Origin of the sequence: Halorubrum persicum (assembly GCF_002727125.1) — an archaeon.
GTDB classification, from domain to species: Archaea; Halobacteriota; Halobacteria; order Halobacteriales; family Haloferacaceae; genus Halorubrum; species Halorubrum persicum.
Window position 1 is genome coordinate 1 of the sequence record NZ_NHOA01000149.1, and the last position, 19,772, is coordinate 19,772.

Here is a 19,772-nt window from a genome sequence, read left to right on the forward strand (position 1 = left end):
TGTTTTTAACTACTCCCTCGGCGAACGGGGTGGTATGTTCGACACGATCGTGGTCGCGACCGACGGTTCCGACAGCGTCCGCCGGGCCGTCGATGTCGCGGTCGATGTCGCTGTGCGGTTCGACGCAGAGGTCCACGCCCTCTACGTCGTCGACAGCGGCGAGGTCGAGTCCACGCCGGACGAGGTCCGCGACGACCTCCGCGACGCGCTCGACGACCACGGAGAAGACGCGCTCGAGCAGGTGACCGACGCCGCGATCGCGCGCGACGCCGACCTCGACATCACGTCCGAGGTGCGAGAGGGCCGCCCCGCTCCCGAGATCGCCGGGTACGCGCGGGAGGTCGACGCGGGCGTCGTCGCGATGGGAACCCGCGGTCGGCACGGGGAGAACCGGTTCCTCATCGGCTCGGTCGCCGAGCGGGTCGTCCGGACGTGCCCCATCCCCGTGCTCACCGTCCGGCAGCTCACCGACGAGGACCCCCGCCGGACGACGATCTGAGGGCCGAACCCCGCGGTTCGCGTCCGAGCGGTCGGCTCCCGACCGTGCGAGAACGGCGGAGTTTTCCCGCTCCCGCCCGGCGCGACGGTATGGACGACGAACTCATCGACGAGGGGGACATCCCCCGATCGCGGTACACGCGGCTGCCGGGCAAGGGATTCTTCTATCCGGACTCGCTGGACGAGGAGCGCGCCGAGCGGCGCGCGCGGGAGGCGATCGAGGGGAGCGAGGCGGTCGTGATCGCCGACGCCGACGCCGACGGGCTCGCCTGCGCGGCGATGATCCGGGAGGCGTACGACGCCGCGCTCGACGCCGCGGCGTTCGAGGCGGCCATCGCGGCGCGGCTCGACGACGAGGGGGGTAACGACGAGGCGGACGAGGACGACGAGCGCGGAGCGTCCGACTCCGAGGCCGACCCCACCGAGGACGCCCACGCTCAGTCGCCGGTCGGGCTGGTCGCCGCCGGGCCGTACTCTATCGACACGTCGCTCGAGCGCGTGCTCGCGTACGCCGACGACGACGTGGACCTGTTCGTCTGCGATCTGTGCCCCGACGACTACGAGTGGATCGCCGAGCCGCTGGAGGCGCTCGCGGAGTCGACCGCCTCGATCCGGTGGTTCGACCACCACCAGTGGGACGAGTCGACCGCCGCGGCCGTCCGCGACCTCGGCGTCGACCTCGTGGTCGGCGAGTCCGACGAGGAGTGCACCGCCGACGTGGCGCTCCGCTCGCTCGACCACGACTTCGACGAGCGGTGGAGCGAGCTGGCGACCGTGGCCCGCGACCACGACCTCTGGATCAAGGAGGACCCCCGATCCGACGATCTGGCCGACTACTCCTACTGGGCCGGCAGCGAGGAGTACGCGGCGATCGTCGGCGCGTACGGCGCCGACCTCCCCGAGACAGTCCGGGAGTTCGTCGCCGATCGGCGCGTCGAGAAGGAGGCCCGGATCGGCGCCGCCGTCGACCGCGCGGTCACCCACGAGATCGGCGACTGGACCGTCGCGGTGACGTACGGGCGGTGTTCGCAGAACGAGGTCGCGGAGACGCTCCGGGAACAGGGGGCCGACGCCGCGGTGATCGTCAAGCCCGCCGGTTCCGCCTCGATCCGCGGCTCCGAGGAGTTCCAGCACGCCCACGAGGTCGCCGGGAAGGTGAACGGGGGCGGCCACCCGCAGGCGGCCGGCTGCAAGCCCGACATCTACGACGACATGCTCGACTACGCGCACCACTGGACGACCGAGGGGCAGGCGTGCAAGCGGGTCATCCTCACCGCGTTCGAGACGGTCGCGGCGGAGGTCGCGGCTGATGAGGGCGACGAGGCGAGCGACGCCGACGAGTAGCGAACCGCGAACTTTCATACCGGTCGGCGCCCCTCGGTTCACGCATGACAGACATTCTCGTGGCGGGCGAGACGCTCGTCGACCTGCTCCCCGGGGCGGGCGAGACGCTGCGCGACGTGGACGGCTTCACGCACCGACCGGGCGGCGCCCCGGCCAACGTCGCGGTCGGGCTCTCCCGGCTCGGCGAGCGCCCGGCGTTCTGGACCCGGCTCGGCGACGACCCCTTCGGCGACTTCCTGCGGGAGACGCTCGACGGGGAGGGCGTCTCGGACGCGCTCTCCCGGCGCGTCGGCGGCAACACCACCCTCGCGGTGGTCTCTCCAGCGAGCGCCGACGGCCGCCGCTTCCGCTTCTACGGCTCGCGGGACGTGACGTTCGGGTTCGAGCCCGAGGGACTCCCGACCGACGCGCTGACCGCCGTCTCGTGGGTCCACCTCGGCGGCGTCGCCCTGACGCATCCGGCGGGGCGGACGGCGATGCGCCGGCTGGCGGCGGCGGCCGACGAGCGCGGCTGCACCGTCTCGTTCGACGTGAACTACCGCCCGGATCTGGTTCCGGAAGGAGACCGGGACGCGGTGGTCGAAGCGATCCGCGACATCCTCGGGGACACCGACGTGGCGTTCGCCAGCGACGAAGACGTGGCGGCGACCGGCATCTCCTCGCACGAGGGCGAGGAGTTGGCCGGCGACCTGCTGGGGCACGGACCGCACACGGCGGCCGTCACGCTCGGCTCCGACGGCGCGGTCGCGGCGAGTTCGACCGCGGCGCCGTGGGGCGAGACGACCGCGCGTCACGGGGGGTTCTCCGTCGAGGCGGTCGACGCCACCGGCGCCGGCGACGCGTTCACCTCCGGGCTGATAAGCCGGTTCGCCGCGCTGACGGACGGCACGACCGCCTCGACGGCGGCCGAGGCCGACCTCGCCGACGCGCTCGCGTTCGCCAACGCGACGGCCGCGCTCTCGGTGCGGGACCACGGGGGGATGGCGGCGCTCCCCGACCGCGAGGCCGCCGACGCCTTCCTCGCCGAGCGGGAGTAACCGCGTGAGCCGTCGTCGCGGCATGGCCGCGACGGCCGGGGAGAGCCGCGCGCTTTATTTCCGGCCCGGCGCACGCGTCGGTATGGATCGCTCCGACTACGTGCGGCGGCTCGACGACCGGCTGGAGACGGCGGCGTACGCCGACGTCGACGCCAGCGCGAACGGATTGCAGGTTGGATCGGACGAGGGATCGGTCGAGCGCGTCGCCTTCGCGGTCGACGCCGCGGACGCGACGATCGAGGCCGCGGCCGACGCGGGCGCCGACGTGCTCGTCGTCCACCACGGCATCTCGTGGGGCGGGATCGACCGCGTCACGGACCGAACGTACGACCGGGTCGCGGCGCTCGCGGAACACGACATCGCCCTGTACGTCTCGCACCTCCCGCTCGACGGGCACCCGGAGCTCGGCAACGCCGCCGGCGTCGCGGCGGCGGTCGGCCTCGCCGACCGGGAGCCGTTCGGCGAGATCGGACCGGTCACGATCGGGACGATCGGCGAGACGGACTCGCCGCGGTCGGCGGCGGCGATCCGCGAGACGCTGGACGGGTTCGAGGGACAGCCGGACGGCGAGGAATCGCCGACGCGGGCCATCGAGTTCGGCCCCGACGAGATCGAGCGCGTCGCGGTCGTCACCGGCTCCGGGACCGACTGGCTCGACGAGGCGGTCGAGGCGGGCGCCGACGCGCTGATCACGGGCGAGGGGAAAGGGCAGGTCTACCACGACGCCCGCGAGGCCGGCCTCACCGTCTTCCTCGCCGGCCACTACGCGACCGAGACGTTCGGCGTCCGGTCGCTGCAGGCGCTGACCGAGGAGTGGGGCGTGGAGACGACGTACGTGAGCCACCCGACGGGGCTCTGAGCCGGGCGACGACGGCGCGCCTCGCCGCCGAGAGCGCGGCGGTCGTCGCCGGCTCGTCGCCCCCGAACGCAACCCTTACCGCCCGCGTCCCCGCACTCCGGGTATGCGCGATCACTTCGAGATCCGGGACCACGACGCCGCCGGGCGGATCGGGCGGCTGGAGGTCCCCCGTGCCGGGGTGACCGTCGAGACGCCGGCGCTCCTGCCCGTCGTCAACCCCAACGTCCTCACGATCGAGCCGCGGCGGCTCGCCGAGGAGTTCGGCGCGGAGATGCTGATCACCAACTCCTACATCATCCGGAGCACCGACCGGATCCGCGGCCGCGTCCTCGATCAGGGGCTCCACGAGTTCCTCGGGTTCGACGGCGCGATCATGACGGACTCCGGCTCCTTCCAGCTCGCCGAGTACGGCGACATCGACGTGACCACCGAGGAGATAATCGAGTTCCAACGGCAGATCGGGAGCGACGTGGCCACCCCGGTCGACGTGCCCACGCCGCCGGACGTCGACCGCGACCGCGCCGAGCGCGAGCTCGAGACCACCAGGACGGCCCTCGCAGACGCGGAGGCGGCCGACACCGGTGACATGCTCCTCAACGCCCCCGTCCAGGGGTCGACGTTCCCGGACCTCCGCGAGGAGGCGGGGCGCCACGCGAGCGCGACCGATCTGGACGTGTTCCCCGTCGGCGCGATGGTCCCCCTCCTGAACTCCTACCGCTACGCCGAGGTCGTCGAGGCGGTGCGCGCCGCGAAGCGGGGCCTCGACCCGGACGCGCCGGTCCACCTCTTCGGCGCCGGCCACCCGATGATGCTCGCGCTGGCGGTCGCCGCGGGCTGCGACCTGTTCGACTCGGCGGCCTACGCGCTGATGGCGCGCGACGGGCGCTACCTCACGGTCTCGGGGACCGAACACCTCGAGGAGATGGAGTACTTCCCCTGCTCGTGTCCCGTCTGCGCCGAGCACACGCCGGCGGAGCTCCGGCAGATGGACGGCGGCGGAACCGCCGACCGGTCCGCGGAGGAGCTCCTCGCCGAGCACAACCTCCACGTCACCTTCGAGGAGCTGCGGCGCGTGAAGGCCGCGATCCGCTCGGGCGACCTGCTCCAGCTCGTCGACCGCCGCGCCCGCGGCCACCCCGCGATGCTCGACGGGCTCCGGACCCTCCTCGACCACGCCGACGAGATCGAACGGACCGACCCGGTGTCGAAGGACGCGTTCTTCTACACCTCCCACGAGTCGGCTCGCCGCCCCGAGGTCCGGCGACACCACGACCGGCTCTCGCGGCTCGCGGTCCCCGACCGGCTCCTCCTCACCGAGTCCGACGCGCCCTCCGACCACGAGTACGACGCGGTGTGGCGCGTGAAACCGCCGTTCGGTCCCTTCCCGCGGGCGCTCTCGGAGACGTACCCGCTCACCGCGGAGGTCCCCGAGCGGCTCGACGGGGCGGCGCAGGTCGCCGCCGCCGAGGGCGTCGCGAGCCTCGCCGACGCCAACCCCGACAGCGACCTCACGCTCGGGCACGACGACTGGGCGGCGCGCGCGCTCGACGCGGTTCCCGACCGCGTCGAGACGGAGAACCTCCGGCATCTCGGCCGCTGAGAACGCGGGCGCGGCGCTCGGCGGCCGCTCACCCCATCCGCTTCGAGTAGTCCCACGAGTGGAGCCGTTTCGGCTCGATCCGGACCCGGACCTCCTCGCGCTCGGGCCGGAGGAGTCGGTCGCCGGTCGGGTTGTCGACGCCGCCGAGGTAGCGCTCCAACAGCGCGCGGAGCAGTTCCTTGTCCCCGTCCGGGCTCACCGTCGCGCGCCCCCGCCCCCTGACGCCCTTGTACGGCGGATCGTTCGTCGACACCTCGAACGAGACGCGGTCGTCGTGCGCGAGGAAGTCGGTGAGATCGGCGCTCGCGCTCGTCGCGCAGTTGACGGCGCCGTCCCACGAGAACCACAGCGAGACGATCCACGGGGCGTCGTTCGGGGTGCGGCAGCCGATGCGGACCGGAATCCGCGCGCCGTCGAGAAACTCGTCGACGCGCTTCCGGTCCCACGGCCCGGTGATCTCCATACGCGCCGTAGGGAGGCTGGGGACCTAACGGTTCGGCCGGGGGGATAGCGGTTCGCTCGGACATCCAGCGATTCACTCGGAGGCGCCGACGGCTACCGGCTTCGAACCCCTCGCCCTCCCTACGCCGCCGGAATCCCCATCGTCACCGTCGTGCCGGTGTCGTCGTCGCTCGCGCTGTCGTCGGCCGCCCGCGTCGTCTCGATCGACAGCCACCCGTCGAACGCGTCGGCGGTCGCCCGGACGATCCAGAGCCCGAGCCCGCTGGCGTGCTCCAACTGCGTCTCCGGCTCCCGGCCGGTGATCACGCGGCTCTCGGCCTCGTGGATTCCGGGGCCGTCGTCGGCGACGGCGATCGCCACGTCGCCGTCGACTTCGCGTGCCGACAGTTCCACCGTGTCGGCGCCGTGTTCGGGCGCGTTCGTCGCGAGCTCCTCGACCGCGGTCGCGAGTCGGTCGTCGGCCAGCGCGGCGCAGGACTCGACGTCGACCGCGACGGTCTCGGCGCCGGCCTCGCGGGCGGCCTCGGCGGCGTCCTCCAGCAGCGGTTCGACCGGCACCGACTCGCGCTCGCTGGGGCGGCGCTCGAAGGCCGCCTGCAGGCGCTTCGCGTCCTCCGCGAGCCCGCCGATCACCGCGGCGCTCTTCGCCACCGCCTCGGCCGAGTCGCGGAGCTCCGGGTCGTCGACGCCCTCGGCGATGAGCGACGCGTGGCCGCCGAGCACCGTCGTCTCGTTGCGGAGGTTGTGTCGGATGATCCGGTTCAGCACGGAGACCCGGCGCTGTTCCTTGGCGAGCTGCTGGGCGCGGACCCGTCGGGCGTCGTAGACGCCGATGATCACGTGCGCGACCGCGCCGATCGCGAGCACCTTCGCGACGGTGAAGGTCGGTGCGACCATCGGCGTCCCGAGCTGCGACTGGTACCGGATGACCCCGAGCATGATCGCTCCGAGCACGATGATCCCGAAGAGGCTCCAGACGGCGATTCGGACCGCGTTGCGCGTCGTGAACGTGCTCCGGTACAGGAGCCCGCCGACGACCACCAGCGCCACCGAGAGCACGGTCCCGAGCACCGACAGCACGACGCCGATCGGTGGTTCGGCGCCCGAGACCAGCGGGGTCACGTTCGGTATCAGCAGGGCGAACCCGGAAAGCGAGACGAACAGCGCGGCGGCGGCACGGGCGACGCCCCCCTCCGGCTCCTCGGAGACGTGGTCCGGATCGACCACTCCGAGCGTCACCAGCAGTTCCTGCAGCCGTCCCTCCCCCGCGTCTCGCGTGTCATATCGTCCTGCCATTCCCTCTGCGGACGTCGCTCCAAAATAAAACGCTTCGCACGCGAGTATCAGCCGGTGGAACTCGGAACGCGGGCCGGAGACCCCGCTGTCCGCCCCGCGGTCGCGGAACACAAGAGAATTGACCGTCCCCCCGCGAGGGGGAGTATGACCGAGTACTTCGAGGTCCACGAGCGCGACGGCGCCGCCCGGCTCGGCGAGCTCCGACTCGCAGAGCCGGTGGCGACGCCGGCGCTCGCGGATCCGTTCCTCAGGGACGCGGGCAGCCTCTGGGCCGAGAGCCGCGAGGTCCCCGACGGCGACGAGTCGTCGCTCACCGTCCTGCCGCACCGCGCGTTCCCCGCGGGCACCCGCGAGGAGGTCCGCGAGTCGTTCGCGGTCGATCACCCGGACGTCGACTACCCCTCGGCCGCGGTCGTCGACAGCGAGAGCGCCCGCGAGGTGGGCGCCGACGCGTACGTCCTCGCCGACGCCGCCGGCTTCGTCGGCCACGGCGAGGCGTTCCGCGACGCGCTCGTCGCGGCGAAGGAGTCCCTGCCGGCCGACACCGCGCTCACGCTTTCGGGCGTCGCCACGCCGCGGAACGTCGCGCTCCTGGCGTACGCCGGCGTCGACCTCGTCGACGCGGCGTTGGCGCGGACGAAGGGGACGCAGGGGATGTACTGCACCGCCGACGCGGAGCATTTCCTCGAGGACCTCGACGAGCTGCCGTGCGCCTGTCCGGCCTGCGCGCAACCCCGCGCGGAGTTCACGCGCGCGGACTGCGCCGAGCACAACGTCAACGCGCTCCGCGCCGAGCTGCGGCGCGTGCGCGAGCGCATCCGGGCCGGCCGCCTCCGCGACTACATCGAGGGCCAGACCCGCCACGAACAGTGGCTCACGGCCGCGTTCCGCGAGTTCGACGACCAGTGGGGGTACCTCGAAGAGCGGACCCCGCTCATGCGCGACGCCGAGGTGACGGCGGCGACCGCGGAGACGCTCGACCGCGTCGAGATCCGGCGGTTCGCCGACCGCGTGACGAGCCGGTACCGGAACCGCTTCGCCGACCAGCCGCTCGTGTTGGTCCCCTGCTCGGCCACCAAGCCGTACAGCGACTCCCAGAGCCACCGGCAGTTCCACGACGCGATCCAGTGGCGCGGCCACACCGTCTCGATGACCTCGCCGATCGGCGTGGTGCCCCAGGAGCTGGAGACGACCTACCCGGCCCAGCACTACGACGCGGTCGTCACCGGCGACTGGAGCGAAGACGAGATCGAGTTCGTCGCCGAGGTGCTCCGGCGGTACCTGCGGCGCAACGACTACTCGCGGGTGATCGCGCACGTCCCCGACCACGGCTACCGCGAGATCTGCGAGCGCGTCGAGCGGGACCCCGACGTCGACGCGCCCTTCGAGTACACCTGCGTCGGCCACCCGACGAGCGACGAGTCGCTCGGCGAGCTGAACGCGGCCCTGCAGGGCGAGCCCGCCTACAGCAAGCGCGAGCGCGAGCACAACACGGTCCGGGCGCTCGCGGACTACCTGCTCGGCGACGGCGCCGGCGACGACCTGTTCGGCGGGCGCGGCGCGAGCGGCGCGAGCGGCGCGAGCGCCGAGGGCGATCGATACGGCGGCGAGGCCGACATCCGGACCACCGGTCGCTACCCCAAGCTCCAGGTGTGGGGCGACGACCCCGACGCCGGTCGGGAGGGCGAGCCGGGCGAACAGCTCGCGACGATGGTGCCGCAGTACGGCACGCTCTCCTTCACCCTCGCCGGCGCGCGTCGGTGGGTCGAGAGCGACGCCCCCACCAAGCGGGTCGAGATCGACCCGTTCGTCCCGCACGGCTCCGTCTTGGCCCCCGGCGTCGTCGACGCGGACGACGACATCCGCGTCGGCGACGAGGTCGTTATCGAGGGACCGAACGCGTTCGCGGTGGGCCGCGCGGAGATGTCCGGCCCGGAGATGGTCGAGTCGACGCGCGGCGTCGCCAGCGAGGTCCGGCACGTCGACGAGACGCAGTAACGCCGACGCGGCGCGACGGCCGGCGGTCGATTACCGGTCGACCGCAGACCGGCCCGGACTCGCGGAAGGCGACGAGATGGAGGCGGTCGGCAAGGCCGGCGAAGCGATGATCGAAAGGCCTGATCACCCTCTGCCGGCCGTCGAATCAGTACCTTCAAAACCGCGCCGGACGGATGCGGGCGTATGGCGCTCGAAAAGGACGTGGACTGTCCCTCGTGCGGAGAGACCCAGTCGTTCTACCGGACCGCGGCGATGACGATCCACCTCGGCGAGAAGACGAAGTGGCGCTGTCCCGAGTGCGGGTACGGCTACATCGAGGTCGACGGGATCGACACGCTGCCGGCCTGAATCGCCGTCGACCGCTTCGTAGAGCCTTTTCGACGTTCTTGCACACGCATCCGTCGCCTCCCCGAGAGCCGAGGCCCCGTCGCGCCTGCGACCCGGTCGGCGCCCCGGCTGGTCTGCGAAGCGGTCGACGCCTCGGGTGGTGCGGCTCGCGGGCGCCCGCGCTCTGCCGGGAGGCTCATAACCCGTCCGCTCGAGTCGGAGGCATGGACGCGATAGGAGGGCCCGACGCGGGATCGGCCCGCCGGCCCGACGCGGGAGCGCACCGACGAGCGACCACTGGACCGACTCGACGAGCGACCGCCGCGCCGACCTGTGGGGGTCCGACGGGGGTGATGCCGCGTGGTCGGTGAGGCGCGCGACCCCGACGGCGACACGGGACCGCTCGACGGGGTCACGGTGCTCGACGCCTCGCGGGTGTTGGTGGGGCCGTTCTGTACGATGCAGCTCGGCGACCTCGGCGCCGACGTGATCAAGATCGAGCGACCGGGCGAGGGCGACCAGACGCGGACGTGGCGCCCGCCGGCCTTCGGCGAGGGCGACGACGCCCAGAGCGCCTACTACGCCAGCGTCAACCGCAACAGACGCTCCGTCGAGCTGAACCTCGCGAACGAGACCGGGCGGGAGGTGTTCCGGGACCTCGCCCGCGAGGCCGACGTGGTCGTCGAGAACTTCCGGGTCGGGAAGATGGCCGAGTGGGGGCTCGACTACCCCGACCTCGCCGAGGAGAACCCCGAGCTGGTCTACTGCGGGCTCTCCGGATACGGCGAGTGGGGACCGGACCGCGACGAGCCCGCGTACGACCTCGTGATGCAGGCCCGTGGGGGGTTCATGTCGATCACGGGCGTCGAGGGCGGCGCGCCGGTCAGGATCGGGGTCGCGCTCGCCGACATCGGCGCCGGGATGTACGCGACGCAGGCGATCCTCGCGGCCCTGTTGGAGCGCGAGCTCGGCGACGGAACGGGACAGAAGATCGACGTGAGCTTACTCGACGGGCAGGCCGCGTGGACCAGCTATATGGCGGCGAACTACTTCGCGAGCGGCGAGCCGCCGGGGCGGATGGGGAGCAAACACCCGAACATCGCCCCCTACCAGGCGTTCGAGACCCGCGACGGCTACGTCGTCGTCGCCTGCGCGTCCGACGCGTTCTGGCCGCGGCTCTGCGAGGCGCTCGACCGCCCCGACCTGCTGGCGGACGAGCGGTTCGAGACCAACGAGAAGCGCGTCCGCAACCGGGACGCGCTGGACCCCGCGCTCGAGGAGTCGTTCGCGGAGCTCACGACCCAGGAGGCCCTCGACCGGCTCGGCGAGCACGGCGTCCCCGCGAGCCCCGTCCGCGACATGGCCGACGTCTTCGACGACCCCCAGCTGGCCGCGCGGGACATGGTCGCCGAGTTCGACCACCCGACCGCCGGGCCGATGCAGGTGCCGGGCTCGCCGATGCACTTCTCGCGGACGCCGACGACGGTCCGCCAACACCCGCCCTCGCTCGGCGAGCACACGGAGACGGTGCTCCGGGAGCACGGATACGGCGACGGCGACATCGCGGAGCTGAAAAAACAGGAGGCGATTCCGGACCGGTGACGCGACCGGCGGCGCGCGCTCGGTCGATCGTCGGCCGGCGCGGTCAGTCGTCGTCGGTGCTCTCGGCCGTGATCGGGTCGTTCTCGTCTTCGGTGAAGCCGGCGGACTCTTCCTGTCGCTCGCGCGCCTCGGGATCGAACTCGGCCTCGATGTCCTGGTAGCGCGGGACGAAGGAGAGCTCGTGGTGGCTCTCGGTCTCGTGGCCGATGTAGCGCTCCTCGAGGTCGAACTGCGCCTCCTCGTCGTTCTGCGCGATGTTCTCGAAGTCCTCGTAGGCCGCGTGGGCGCCCGAGTGGAGCCCGTACAGCGTGATGAAGATGTACTGGTAGCCCAGGTCGCCGAGCTCCTGGAAGGTGAGCGGGTCCTCCTCCGCGCCCCACTCGAACGAGGAGGAGTAGTTGAAGGCGAGATCCAGATCGGGATGGGTCTCGTGGATCGTCTCGGCGTACTCGATCGCGTCCTCGCGCGACGGGTCGGGCATCTCGGGCCAGACGAGGTCGACGCCGGCGTCGGCGTAGATCCGGCCGCGTTCGAGGTGCTCCTCCCAGTCGCCGTTCGCGGAGCCGTACGCGTCGGTGCGGGCGATGATGACGGTGTCCTCGCTCTGCTTGGCGTCGACCGCGGCCTCGAACCGGGAGCGCGCCTGTTCGCGGGAGACGATCTGCTTGCCCGCGATGTGGCCGCAGCGCTTCGGGGAGGTCTGGTCCTCGATGTGGATCGCCGCGACGCCGGCCTTCTCGTACTCGCGGACCGCGCGCCGGACGTTGTGGACGCCGCCGTAGCCGGTGTCGCAGTCGGCGATGACGGGGAGGTTCGTCGCCTCGACCATGCGCTTGGCGTTCTCGACCATCTCGCTCATCGTGACCATCTCCAGGTCGGGGAAGCCGAACTGGCCGAGGACGGTCGAGTACCCGCTCATGTAGGCGGCGTCGAGCCCGGCCATCTCGGCGAGTCGGGCGTCGAGCGCGTGGTAAATCCCGGGCGCGAACGTGTAGTCCTGCTCCTCGAACAGCTCGCGGAGCTGGCGGCCGGCCGGGTTGTCGATATCTCTGGTGAAGACGTCGTCGTCGAGTTCGTTGGGATGCATTGATGTCACTCCGTCGTCGCGTCGTCGGTGTACTGGGTGGTCGTCTCGTCGAACGTGGTGGCCGCGCGCCGCGTGAACGTGGTCGGGTCCGGTCGCGGTCCGCGCCCGGTCCCGGCCATGGGGACGGCGCTCATCGCGACCCCCCGTCGGTTCGCGTGCGGCGAGCCGGTCGCAGGTCGGGGACCAGCGGGGCGTCCCGCTCGCCCTCTGTCGGCGGGGGGCTCGGGCGTCGAGCGGTGTCGGTCGCAGTCGGCCCCCCGGTCGACGGGCGTGTCGTCGGGACGATGGGGGCACCCGCCTCCTCGGTGGTCGGCGTGCGCCCGGGGATCGTCCGGGGAGAAGTGTCGGCGTTCGTCGGATCGGTCGTCGTCCGATCCGGTGTCGATCGGTCGGTCGACGTTCGGTCGGTCGATCGGGTCGTCTGACTCGTCGGTTCGTCGGTGGGCGTGGTGTCGTTAGGTGTCGTCATCGGGTCGTGTGGGCGGTTGCGGCGGTCGTCTGGTGATCGTGCTGTCGGCGGGTCGGGGTGCTGCGTGTCCGCGTACGGATACTGTCATTGCACTCGGTAGGAGAGGGAGGTTGGTAATAAACATAATGATTGATAATGATAATATACGTTAATGTGTATTATCCGTTTAAATGTTTCTTGGTAACGGGCAACAAGATCGGCGCCGATCGGGGGCGCGGATCGCTTCCTCCGGACCGATCCCTTCTAATCCGTTCCCCCACGATCCAACGGTATCGTGAACGAGCGAGACGCGCTCCGGGCGCTCGCGGCCGACCTCCCGCACGCGGGCGACGACGCCGCGGTCGTGGACGACACCGTGATCACGACCGACATGCTCCACGAGCGGACGGACTTCCCGCCCGGAACGACGCGGTACACCGCCGGCTGGCGCGCCGTCGGCGCGTCCCTCTCGGACGTGGCGGCGATGGGGGCGACGGCGACCGCCGCGGTCGCGGTGTACGCCGACGCCGCCTTCGACGACGATCGACTCGACCGCTTCATCGCGGGCGCGGTCGACGTCTGCGAGGCGGTCGACGCCGAGTACGTCGGGGGCGACCTCGACACCCACGACGAGTTCACCGCGGCCTCGACCGCGGTCGGCGACGCCACCGACGCGGGCGTCGTCACGCGGTCGGGCGCGCGCCCCGGCGACGCGCTCTGTGTCACCGGCGAGTGGGGGCGGTCCGCGGCGGCGCTCCGGTTATTTCACAGCGACAGCGACGAGGCGGTCGAGCGCGCCAACGACCTGTTCCGGTTCACGCCCCGGGTCGCCGACGGAGTGGCGCTCGCGGGCAGCGCGACCGCGATGATGGACTCCTCCGACGGGCTCGCGCGCTCGCTCCACCAGCTCGCGGAGGCGAGCGAGGTCGGGTTCGAGCTCGACCGCGATCGGGTCCCGGTTCACCCCGCCGTCGACGAGGTCGCCGAGGCCGACGAGCGCTTCGAGCTGGCCGCACACTTCGGCGAGGACTTCGAGCTCGTCTGCGCCGTCCCCGAGGCGGCGGTCGAGCGCGCCCGCGAGGCGTGTCCGGGCGGGCTGACCCGCGTGGGGCGCGTCGTCGACGGCGGCGTGACCGCCGACGGCGACCCGCTCCCCGACCGCGGGTACACGCACGGGTAGTCGCGCGACCGACCCGCCGGGGCGGGGTCGGCCCTCAGTAGTGCCACGGGTAGTCGCGGAATCCCGGCTCCCGCTTCTCCAAGAACGCGTCGCGCCCCTCCTGCGCCTCCTCGGTCATGTACGCCAGGCGGGTCGCCTCGCCCGCGAACACCTGCTGGCCGACCATGCCGTCGTCGGTCATGTTGAACGCGTACTTCAGCATCCGCATCGCCGTCGGCGACTTCTTCGTCATCTCGTCGGCCCACTCGATCGCCACCGCCTCCAGCTCCTCGTGGGGGATCGCCTCGTTCACCATCCCCATCTCTTCGGCCTCCTCGGCGGAGTAGGTCTTCCCGCGGAAGAACACCTCGCGGGCCTTCTTCTGGCCGATCTGCTTCGCGAGGTACGCCGATCCGAACCCGCCGTCGAAGGAGCCCACGTCGGGGTCGGTCTGGAGGAACTTCCCGTGCTCCTCGCTGGCGAGCGTGAGGTCGCAGACCACGTGCAGCGAGTGGCCGCCGCCGACCGCCCACCCCGGCACGACCGCCACGACGGGTTTGGGCATGAACCGGATCAGCCGCTGGACCTCGAGGATGTGGAGCCGACCGGCGCGCGCCTCCTTCACGAGCGGGTCGTCCTCGTCGCCCGCCTCGTCGTCGTCGCGGTACTCGTAGCCGGAGCCGCCGCGCACCGACTGGTCACCGCCCGAGCAGAACGCCCAGCCGCCGTCTTTTTCCGAGGGGCCGTTGCCCGTGAGGAGCACGCAGCCCACGTCCGCCTGCTTGCGCGCGTGGTCGAGCGCGGCGTACAGCTCGTCGACGGTTCCGGGGCGGAACGCGTTTCGGACCGCCGGGCGGTCGAACGCGATCCGGACGACCGGCACGTCGACGCCGCGGTGATAGGTGATGTCGTCGAACTCGTCGGTGACCGGCTCCCACGCGTCGGGGTCGAATAGCTCCGAGACCATACGCGCGTGTTGGTGTGCGCACTCATAAACGACGGCGGGTCGGCGGTGGGCGGCGACCGCTCTGCAAGTATTGCGTTAATCGCTGACGTTTGGTTTGAACGATACCGGCGTATCAGCGATTGAAAAGCGGAAAAAGACGGCTTTAGAGGGATATCGGCCGTCACTGGTATCCGCCCCGGTTGCTGGTGGCGCGGAGGTATTCCACGCGTGGCCACTGTAGTGGGTATGTACGAGCGAAACGCGGGAGCCTCGCGGCGGTCGTTCCTCGCGGCCGCGGGCGGCGCGGCCACGGTCGGCCTCGCCGGCTGCCTCGGCGGCGACGACGGCGGCCTCGACGAACTGACGGTCGCGCATATGCCGATCTATCCCGACCTGCAGTGGTACGTGATGGAGGGCGAGGGGTATTTCTCCGAGATCGACGCCGAAATCGACGGTCGGGAGTTCACCGACGGCCCGGCGATCGTGCAGGCGTTCAGCGGCGGCGACATCGACATCGCCATGTTCGGGATCGTGCCGGCGATGATCGTCATCGACAACGACATCCCCGCACAGGTGACCGCGGCGAACATCCGCGAGCCGATGGGGGTCATGGCCGACTCCTCGTTCCACGACACCTTCGAGGAGCACGGCGCGGACGCGTTCGGGGTCTGGGAGGAGGAGCAGGGGCGCCCCTTCCGGTTCGGGACGTTCCCGCAGGGGAGCGTCCCCGACGTGCTGCTCCGCTACTGGCTCCGCGAGACCGGCGTCGACCCCGAGGCGAACGACAGCATCGAGATCCGCGAGATAAACGGCGCCAACGCGGTGTGGCAGGCGATCAACGGCGGCGACATCGACGGGACCTCGATCATGGAGCCGGTGCCGACGATCGCTCGAGAGGAGGGCTCGTCGGTCACGATGCTCCGGACGGCCGCCGAGATTCTGCCGGGACAGCCGGCCGCGGTCACGCTGATGAGCGACGCGGTCCGCGACTCCCCGCTCGCGGGGCAGTTCCTCGAACAGCACGCCCGGGCCACCGAGTTCATCGGCGAGGGCCCTGACGCGACGGCACAACACGTCGAGTCGGGGATCGGGATGCCGGCGGACCGCGCGCGGACGGCCCTCGACTCGCCGCTGTCGAACTTCGTCACCGACCCCGCCTCCATCAGCGAGGCGACGCCGGTGTTCTCGGAGTTCGCGGCGAGCAACGGCCAGATCGACGAACAGCTCAGCAACGACCAGATTTTCGACTTCGAGGTTTACGACTCACTCTGATGGCCACCGACACCGGAGGGGAGTTCGACGGGAGCGGGTTGCGGGCCGATGTCGGCATCGGCGATCCGCAGCGGCTGCTCCGCGGCATCGCGGGGTTGGCCGGCTTCGTCGCGCTCTGGCACCTCGTCTCGCTCGCGCAGCCGGCGATCGTGTTGCCGTCGCCGGTCGCGGTCGCGGCCGAGTTCCGCGGGCAGTTCGCCTCGGGGACGATGCCCGCGGCGCTGGCGTCGAGCGTCCGCCACTGGGTCCCCGGCACGATCGCCGGTACGGGGCTCGGCGTGGCCGCCGGCGTCGCCTTCGCGTGGAGCGGCCTGCTCGACGACGTGACGGCCCCGCTGATTCGGCTGCTCCGACCCGTGCCGCCGCTGGCGCTGATCGGGTTCGCGATCGCGTGGTTCGGGCTCAACCACGCCGGGGCGGCGTTCATCATCGCCGTCGGCGGGTTCTGGATCAACTTCTACGCGAGCTACGGCGCGGTCGAGGAGGTCTCCGACGACCTGATCGACGTGGGGCGGACGCTGGGCGTGCGCGGCGATCTCGACATGGTCCGGTCCGTCGTCCTCCCGGCGTCGCTGCCGGGGATCATGACCGGGATCCGCACCGGGCTCGGTCGGTGCTGGATGCTCGTCATCGCCGCCGAGATCTTCTCCGTGCCGGGGGTCGGCCGCGAGATCCTGCGCGCGAGCAACAACCTCCGCGTCGACCGGGCGATCGCGTACATCTTCGTGTTGAGCCTGATGTACCTCCTCGTCGACGTGGCGTTTCGCGCGGTCCAACGACGGGTGTTAGCATGGCAGGCGTGAACCGAGGCCCCGGGCCGGAGACGGGGGCGGACGGGTCCGGAGCGGCGGCGGATGCCAGCGTCGCCGTCGACGGGGTCGGCAAGACGTACGACGACGGCGGGAGTCCGGTTCGGGCGCTCGACGACGCGTCGTTCGCGGTCGACGAGGGGGAGTTCGTCTGTCTCGTCGGCCCGTCCGGCTGCGGGAAGACGACGCTGTTCCGGATCATCGCCGGGCTCACGGAGGCCACGGACGGAGCGGTCCGGGTCGCCGGCACGCCCGTCACCGGGCCGACGACGGACATGGGGGTCGTGTTCCAGGAGTACCACCTGTTCCCGTGGCTCACCGTCGAGGAGAACGTCGGGTTCGGCCTGGAGCGGACCGACCGGAGCGAGGCGGAACGGGAGCGGCGGATCGACGAGATGCTGGACCTCGTCGGCCTCACCGAGTTCCGCGACTCGTACCCGAAGTCGCTCTCTGGCGGCATGAAACAGCGCGTCGCCATCGCGCGGTCGCTCGCGGTCGACCCGGAGCTGCTCCTGATGGACGAGCCGTTCGGCGCGGTCGACGCGCAGACCCGAGAGATGTTACAGCGCGAGCTGCTCGACGTGTGGGGGTCGACCGGCAAGACCGTCCTGTTCGTCACCCACGACGTGACAGAGGCGGTGACGCTGGCCGATCGGATCGTGGTGATGGCGGCCGAGCCGGGACGGGTCGACGAGATCGTCGACGTCGACGTCTCGCGGCCCCGCGAGCGCGGCGACCCCGCCTTCGGCGAGCACGTCGCTCGCGTACGGGAGCTGATCGGCGCGGGACCCTAAGCGGGCGCCGCTCCGCACACGGCTACCCCTCCTCCTCGACCGCGGCCGCCAGCTCATCGATGTGTGTCCGGAGCACCGAGATCGTCGCGTCGGCGTCCGCGTACCCCTGATCGTAGCTGTCCAGCGTGGACTCGGTCTCGTCGAGGAACCGGTCGACCGCGGCCTCGATCGCCTCGTCGCTCATGGCCGCCGGTTCGATCGCCGCCCGGTTATACCCCTCGGCGACTGTTCGGGCGCTCTGGTAGCGGGGACCATACAATTGTGTCATTTACACACAAGTCTTTTGACGGAACGTATCGTACGTAGAGACAACATCATGCCGGATTCTCTGTCAGAACAGCTCCAGAGCGACATGGAGTGTGAGGGACTACTCGAGTGTTTTCACGGGCTCAAGCCGCTCGATCGCGAGTGCTTCAGCGTGCTCGTCGAGAGCGAGGAGGCCATGACCATCGACGCGATCGCCGATGCGGTCGACCGCGAGCGCTCGACGGCCTACCGGGCGGTCCAGCGGCTGCTCCAGACCGGGTTCATCACCAAAGAGCAGATCAACTACGATCAGGGCGGCTACTACCACGTCTACTCGCCGACCGATCCCGAGAAGATCACCGACGAGATGCAGCGCATGCTCAACGACTGGTACGCGAAGATGGGCCAGCTGATTCAGGAGTTCGAAGAGAAGTACGAGCGATCGGAGAGCGGCTCGGCGACCGCGTCGAGCTGATCGGGTTCTGCCGTGGACGTTTCTGCCGTGCTTCGGGTGTCAGTCGCGTTCGCTCAGCGGCGGCGCAGCGCGTACGCCGCGTAGCCGACGGCGGCGAGCAGGCCGGCGGACAGCAGGCTTCCGAACACCGCCGGTGAGGTCGTAACGAGCTCGCCGAACGGGTCGGTCAACGCGAGCACGCCGACGATGAGAACGAGGGCGATGAGGATGCCTACCGCGCCGAACGCCTTGAACGCCGCGTCCAGGTCTATGCCGTGCGATTCGGGTTCGACCGAGTGGCTCATACGTCACAGTAGGCGCTCAGAGTATAAATTGGTACAACGGCGTTCTCACGTCGAGGGAACGCACGCGGCTCCGGCGACCTCGCCGTCGGCGGCGACGAGCGGGCGCCGTCGTCCGACGACCTACTCCGCGCTCTCTGGGTGGCCGTCGACGATGGCGACGCCGGAGGACGCGCCGATCCGCACCGCGCCGGCCTCGAGCATGGCGGTCGCCTCGTCGTAGGAGCCGACGCCGCCGGAGGCCTTCACGGGCAGGTACTCGCTCATCAGTTCCACGTCGGAGACGGTGGCGCCGCCGTCGGCGAATCCCGTGGAGGTCTTCACCATGTCGGCGTCGGCGTCGACGGCGGCCTCGCAGGCGCGGCGTTTCTCTTCGTCGGTCAGGAGCGCGGTCTCGATGATCACCTTCACCGGGACCGGCACCGCGGCGACCACGTCCGATATCTCGGCGGCGACGGCGTCGTCCTCGCCCGCCTTGAGCCGCCCGACGTTGATCACGAGGTCGATCTCGTCGGCGCAGGCGTCCCACGCGGCGACCGCCTCGTCGCGCTTCGTCCCGGGTGCGTGCTGACCGTGCGGGAAGCCGACGACGGTCGCGATCGTCTCCGGTGCGTTCCCGTACTCGGCGGTCTCGGGGAGATAACAGGGGGGGATACAGGCGTTCATCCCGTGATCGGCGGCCTCGTCGAGCACGGTCTCGACGTCGCCCCACGTCGTCTCCGGGCCGAGCACGGTGTGGTCGATGCTGGCGGCGAACTCGTCGCGGTCCATGCGCTCACGGTCGGTGGCGCGAGTAAAAAGACGTACTGGGTCGGTCCGGCGGACCGGCCGGTCGCGACGGGCGCCGACGTTCGGCCGACCGATCAGCTCTCGATCTCGATTTCGGTGCCGGTCACCGCGGCGTCGACGACGACGGGCAGGCGGACGGTGAGGATGCCGTTCTCGTAGGTCGCCTCGATGGCGTCCTCGTCGACGTCTTCGGGAAGCGGACCGACGGTGGTAGGTCCGGCGCACGTCACGGTTCGGGCCCTCGCGTTCGCCGGCGATGTTGAGCACGCCGTTGTCCCACGAGGCCGTGATCTCCTCGGGATCGAACCCGGGGATCTCCACCGTGAGCACGAACTCGTCGTCCTGTTCGTACAGTTCGTAGTCGTTACCACTGGTCTCGAACAGTCTGCTCGGGAAGTCGAGTCCCTCTGTCCACGAACTCGCTGGTCGTGGGAGCGCCATTG

At 71.0% G+C, this 19,772-nt stretch carries 22 protein-coding genes and 1 pseudogene; 13 read left to right on the plus strand and 10 right to left on the minus strand.

The genetic code is table 11. From position 1 onward, the window contains the following. The first annotated feature begins 34 nt into the window (after positions 1 to 34). The 5 genes from DJ69_RS16225 to tgtA all read left to right on the plus strand — a co-directional run bounded on the left by DJ69_RS16225 (position 35) and on the right by tgtA (position 5,338). Positions 35 to 499, plus strand: coding sequence for a universal stress protein (locus DJ69_RS16225; protein WP_099256565.1), 465 nt, complete (start codon positions 35 to 37; stop codon positions 497 to 499). Between the two features lie 89 nt (positions 500 to 588). Next, positions 589 to 1,842: a DHH family phosphoesterase gene (locus DJ69_RS16230; RefSeq protein ID WP_099256566.1), complete on the plus strand. Its 1,254-nt coding sequence runs from the start codon at positions 589 to 591 to the stop codon at positions 1,840 to 1,842. A gap of 44 nt (positions 1,843 to 1,886) precedes the next feature. Next, entirely contained in the window at positions 1,887 to 2,879 is a 993-nt protein-coding gene (locus DJ69_RS16235) for a carbohydrate kinase family protein (RefSeq protein ID WP_099256567.1), read from the plus strand. Between the two features lie 82 nt (positions 2,880 to 2,961). Continuing rightward, positions 2,962 to 3,738 (plus strand): Nif3-like dinuclear metal center hexameric protein, encoded by a 777-nt coding sequence (locus tag DJ69_RS16240; protein WP_099256568.1) that lies wholly within the window; start codon positions 2,962 to 2,964, stop codon positions 3,736 to 3,738. A gap of 103 nt (positions 3,739 to 3,841) precedes the next feature. Next, positions 3,842 to 5,338, plus strand: a complete 1,497-nt coding sequence (gene tgtA, locus DJ69_RS16245) for a tRNA guanosine(15) transglycosylase TgtA (protein ID WP_099256569.1) — start codon at positions 3,842 to 3,844, stop codon at positions 5,336 to 5,338. Positions 5,339 to 5,366: 28 nt separating this feature from the next. Here the strand turns inward: tgtA and DJ69_RS16250 are convergent, their stop codons facing one another. Then, complete coding sequence (locus DJ69_RS16250; RefSeq protein WP_099256570.1) at positions 5,367 to 5,801, minus strand: pyridoxamine 5'-phosphate oxidase family protein; 435 nt, start codon at positions 5,799 to 5,801, stop codon at positions 5,367 to 5,369. Between the two features lie 119 nt (positions 5,802 to 5,920). After that, positions 5,921 to 7,096 (minus strand): sensor histidine kinase, encoded by a 1,176-nt coding sequence (locus tag DJ69_RS16255; RefSeq protein ID WP_099256571.1) that lies wholly within the window; start codon positions 7,094 to 7,096, stop codon positions 5,921 to 5,923. Between the two features lie 144 nt (positions 7,097 to 7,240). Here DJ69_RS16255 and arcS point away from each other — a divergent pair, with 144 nt between their 5' ends. The 3 genes from arcS to DJ69_RS16265 all read left to right on the plus strand — a co-directional run bounded on the left by arcS (position 7,241) and on the right by DJ69_RS16265 (position 11,023). Continuing rightward, entirely contained in the window at positions 7,241 to 9,094 is a 1,854-nt protein-coding gene (arcS, locus tag DJ69_RS16260) for an archaeosine synthase subunit alpha (RefSeq protein ID WP_099256572.1), read from the plus strand. Between the two features lie 183 nt (positions 9,095 to 9,277). Beyond that, the gene (locus DJ69_RS18565; RefSeq protein ID WP_180271849.1) at positions 9,278 to 9,442 is read left to right on the plus strand and encodes a DUF7838 family putative zinc beta-ribbon protein; all 165 of its coding nucleotides are present in this window, start codon (positions 9,278 to 9,280) and stop codon (positions 9,440 to 9,442) included. Positions 9,443 to 9,781: 339 nt separating this feature from the next. Then, positions 9,782 to 11,023: a CaiB/BaiF CoA transferase family protein gene (locus DJ69_RS16265; RefSeq protein ID WP_099256573.1), complete on the plus strand. Its 1,242-nt coding sequence runs from the start codon at positions 9,782 to 9,784 to the stop codon at positions 11,021 to 11,023. 43 nt (positions 11,024 to 11,066) lie between these two features. Here the strand turns inward: DJ69_RS16265 and aceA are convergent, their stop codons facing one another. Genes aceA through DJ69_RS18960 form a run of 3 tightly spaced genes read right to left on the minus strand, consistent with a single transcriptional unit; the run spans position 11,067 to position 12,579 of the window. Next, positions 11,067 to 12,110: an isocitrate lyase gene (gene aceA, locus DJ69_RS16270; protein WP_099256574.1), complete on the minus strand. Its 1,044-nt coding sequence runs from the start codon at positions 12,108 to 12,110 to the stop codon at positions 11,067 to 11,069. A 5-nt stretch (positions 12,111 to 12,115) separates the two neighbouring features. Next, positions 12,116 to 12,244 (minus strand): hypothetical protein, encoded by a 129-nt coding sequence (locus tag DJ69_RS19065; protein WP_275539533.1) that lies wholly within the window; start codon positions 12,242 to 12,244, stop codon positions 12,116 to 12,118. After that, positions 12,241 to 12,579, minus strand: coding sequence for a hypothetical protein (locus DJ69_RS18960; RefSeq protein ID WP_099256575.1), 339 nt, complete (start codon positions 12,577 to 12,579; stop codon positions 12,241 to 12,243). The genes DJ69_RS19065 and DJ69_RS18960 overlap by 4 nt, the downstream gene beginning before the upstream one ends. A gap of 274 nt (positions 12,580 to 12,853) precedes the next feature. On the opposite strand from DJ69_RS18960, the gene thiL reads away from it, so the two are divergent. Further along, entirely contained in the window at positions 12,854 to 13,738 is an 885-nt protein-coding gene (gene thiL, locus DJ69_RS16280; protein ID WP_099256576.1) for a thiamine-phosphate kinase, read from the plus strand. A 34-nt stretch (positions 13,739 to 13,772) separates the two neighbouring features. Here the strand turns inward: thiL and DJ69_RS16285 are convergent, their stop codons facing one another. Next, the gene (locus tag DJ69_RS16285; RefSeq protein ID WP_099256577.1) at positions 13,773 to 14,684 is read right to left on the minus strand and encodes a 1,4-dihydroxy-2-naphthoyl-CoA synthase; all 912 of its coding nucleotides are present in this window, start codon (positions 14,682 to 14,684) and stop codon (positions 13,773 to 13,775) included. A gap of 225 nt (positions 14,685 to 14,909) precedes the next feature. On the opposite strand from DJ69_RS16285, the gene DJ69_RS16290 reads away from it, so the two are divergent. Genes DJ69_RS16290 through DJ69_RS16300 form a run of 3 tightly spaced genes read left to right on the plus strand, consistent with a single transcriptional unit; the run spans position 14,910 to position 17,538 of the window. Beyond that, positions 14,910 to 15,935, plus strand: a complete 1,026-nt coding sequence (locus tag DJ69_RS16290) for an ABC transporter substrate-binding protein (protein ID WP_099256578.1) — start codon at positions 14,910 to 14,912, stop codon at positions 15,933 to 15,935. Further along, on the plus strand, positions 15,935 to 16,738 hold the full coding sequence (locus tag DJ69_RS16295) for an ABC transporter permease (protein ID WP_099256579.1): 804 nt from the start codon (positions 15,935 to 15,937) through the stop codon (positions 16,736 to 16,738). Before DJ69_RS16290 ends, DJ69_RS16295 begins: the two co-directional genes overlap by 1 nt. Next, positions 16,726 to 17,538, plus strand: a complete 813-nt coding sequence (locus DJ69_RS16300) for an ABC transporter ATP-binding protein (RefSeq protein ID WP_099256580.1) — start codon at positions 16,726 to 16,728, stop codon at positions 17,536 to 17,538. The genes DJ69_RS16295 and DJ69_RS16300 overlap by 13 nt, the downstream gene beginning before the upstream one ends. Before the next feature lie 22 nt (positions 17,539 to 17,560). On the opposite strand, the gene DJ69_RS18575 is transcribed toward DJ69_RS16300, so the two are convergent. Continuing rightward, a complete protein-coding gene (locus DJ69_RS18575) occupies positions 17,561 to 17,722 on the minus strand; it encodes a hypothetical protein (protein WP_180271851.1) in 162 nt (53 codons plus the stop codon). Positions 17,723 to 17,854: 132 nt separating this feature from the next. On the opposite strand from DJ69_RS18575, the gene DJ69_RS16305 reads away from it, so the two are divergent. Beyond that, on the plus strand, positions 17,855 to 18,259 hold the full coding sequence (locus DJ69_RS16305) for a helix-turn-helix domain-containing protein (protein WP_099256581.1): 405 nt from the start codon (positions 17,855 to 17,857) through the stop codon (positions 18,257 to 18,259). Positions 18,260 to 18,312: 53 nt separating this feature from the next. On the opposite strand, the gene DJ69_RS16310 is transcribed toward DJ69_RS16305, so the two are convergent. The 3 genes and pseudogenes from DJ69_RS16310 to DJ69_RS16320 form a co-directional block, all read right to left on the minus strand. After that, a complete protein-coding gene (locus DJ69_RS16310) occupies positions 18,313 to 18,543 on the minus strand; it encodes a hypothetical protein (protein WP_099256582.1) in 231 nt (76 codons plus the stop codon). Between the two features lie 120 nt (positions 18,544 to 18,663). Further along, positions 18,664 to 19,311 (minus strand): deoxyribose-phosphate aldolase, encoded by a 648-nt coding sequence (gene deoC, locus DJ69_RS16315; RefSeq protein WP_099256583.1) that lies wholly within the window; start codon positions 19,309 to 19,311, stop codon positions 18,664 to 18,666. 92 nt (positions 19,312 to 19,403) lie between these two features. After that, positions 19,404 to 19,770 (minus strand): annotated as a pseudogene (locus DJ69_RS16320) (Hsp20/alpha crystallin family protein). Positions 19,771 to 19,772 lie beyond the last annotated feature (2 nt).

Coding starts and splice junctions, on each gene's coding strand:
- DJ69_RS16255 (WP_099256571.1), bottom strand. CDS start 7,096: ATGGCAGGACGATATGACACGCGAGACGCGGGGGAGGGACGGCTGCAG.
- DJ69_RS18960 (WP_099256575.1), bottom strand. CDS start 12,579: ATGACGACACCTAACGACACCACGCCCACCGACGAACCGACGAGTCAG.
- deoC (WP_099256583.1), bottom strand. CDS start 19,311: ATGGACCGCGACGAGTTCGCCGCCAGCATCGACCACACCGTGCTCGGC.
- DJ69_RS19065 (WP_275539533.1), bottom strand. CDS start 12,244: ATGAGCGCCGTCCCCATGGCCGGGACCGGGCGCGGACCGCGACCGGAC.
- aceA (WP_099256574.1), bottom strand. CDS start 12,110: ATGCATCCCAACGAACTCGACGACGACGTCTTCACCAGAGATATCGAC.
- DJ69_RS16295 (WP_099256579.1), top strand. CDS start 15,935: ATGGCCACCGACACCGGAGGGGAGTTCGACGGGAGCGGGTTGCGGGCC.
- tgtA (WP_099256569.1), top strand. CDS start 3,842: ATGCGCGATCACTTCGAGATCCGGGACCACGACGCCGCCGGGCGGATC.
- DJ69_RS16225 (WP_099256565.1), top strand. CDS start 35: ATGTTCGACACGATCGTGGTCGCGACCGACGGTTCCGACAGCGTCCGC.
- DJ69_RS18565 (WP_180271849.1), top strand. CDS start 9,278: ATGGCGCTCGAAAAGGACGTGGACTGTCCCTCGTGCGGAGAGACCCAG.
- DJ69_RS16290 (WP_099256578.1), top strand. CDS start 14,910: ATGTACGAGCGAAACGCGGGAGCCTCGCGGCGGTCGTTCCTCGCGGCC.
- DJ69_RS16230 (WP_099256566.1), top strand. CDS start 589: ATGGACGACGAACTCATCGACGAGGGGGACATCCCCCGATCGCGGTAC.
- DJ69_RS16235 (WP_099256567.1), top strand. CDS start 1,887: ATGACAGACATTCTCGTGGCGGGCGAGACGCTCGTCGACCTGCTCCCC.
- DJ69_RS16300 (WP_099256580.1), top strand. CDS start 16,726: ATGGCAGGCGTGAACCGAGGCCCCGGGCCGGAGACGGGGGCGGACGGG.
- DJ69_RS16305 (WP_099256581.1), top strand. CDS start 17,855: ATGCCGGATTCTCTGTCAGAACAGCTCCAGAGCGACATGGAGTGTGAG.
- DJ69_RS16310 (WP_099256582.1), bottom strand. CDS start 18,543: ATGAGCCACTCGGTCGAACCCGAATCGCACGGCATAGACCTGGACGCG.
- arcS (WP_099256572.1), top strand. CDS start 7,241: ATGACCGAGTACTTCGAGGTCCACGAGCGCGACGGCGCCGCCCGGCTC.
- DJ69_RS16285 (WP_099256577.1), bottom strand. CDS start 14,684: ATGGTCTCGGAGCTATTCGACCCCGACGCGTGGGAGCCGGTCACCGAC.
- DJ69_RS18575 (WP_180271851.1), bottom strand. CDS start 17,722: ATGAGCGACGAGGCGATCGAGGCCGCGGTCGACCGGTTCCTCGACGAG.
- DJ69_RS16240 (WP_099256568.1), top strand. CDS start 2,962: ATGGATCGCTCCGACTACGTGCGGCGGCTCGACGACCGGCTGGAGACG.
- DJ69_RS16250 (WP_099256570.1), bottom strand. CDS start 5,801: ATGGAGATCACCGGGCCGTGGGACCGGAAGCGCGTCGACGAGTTTCTC.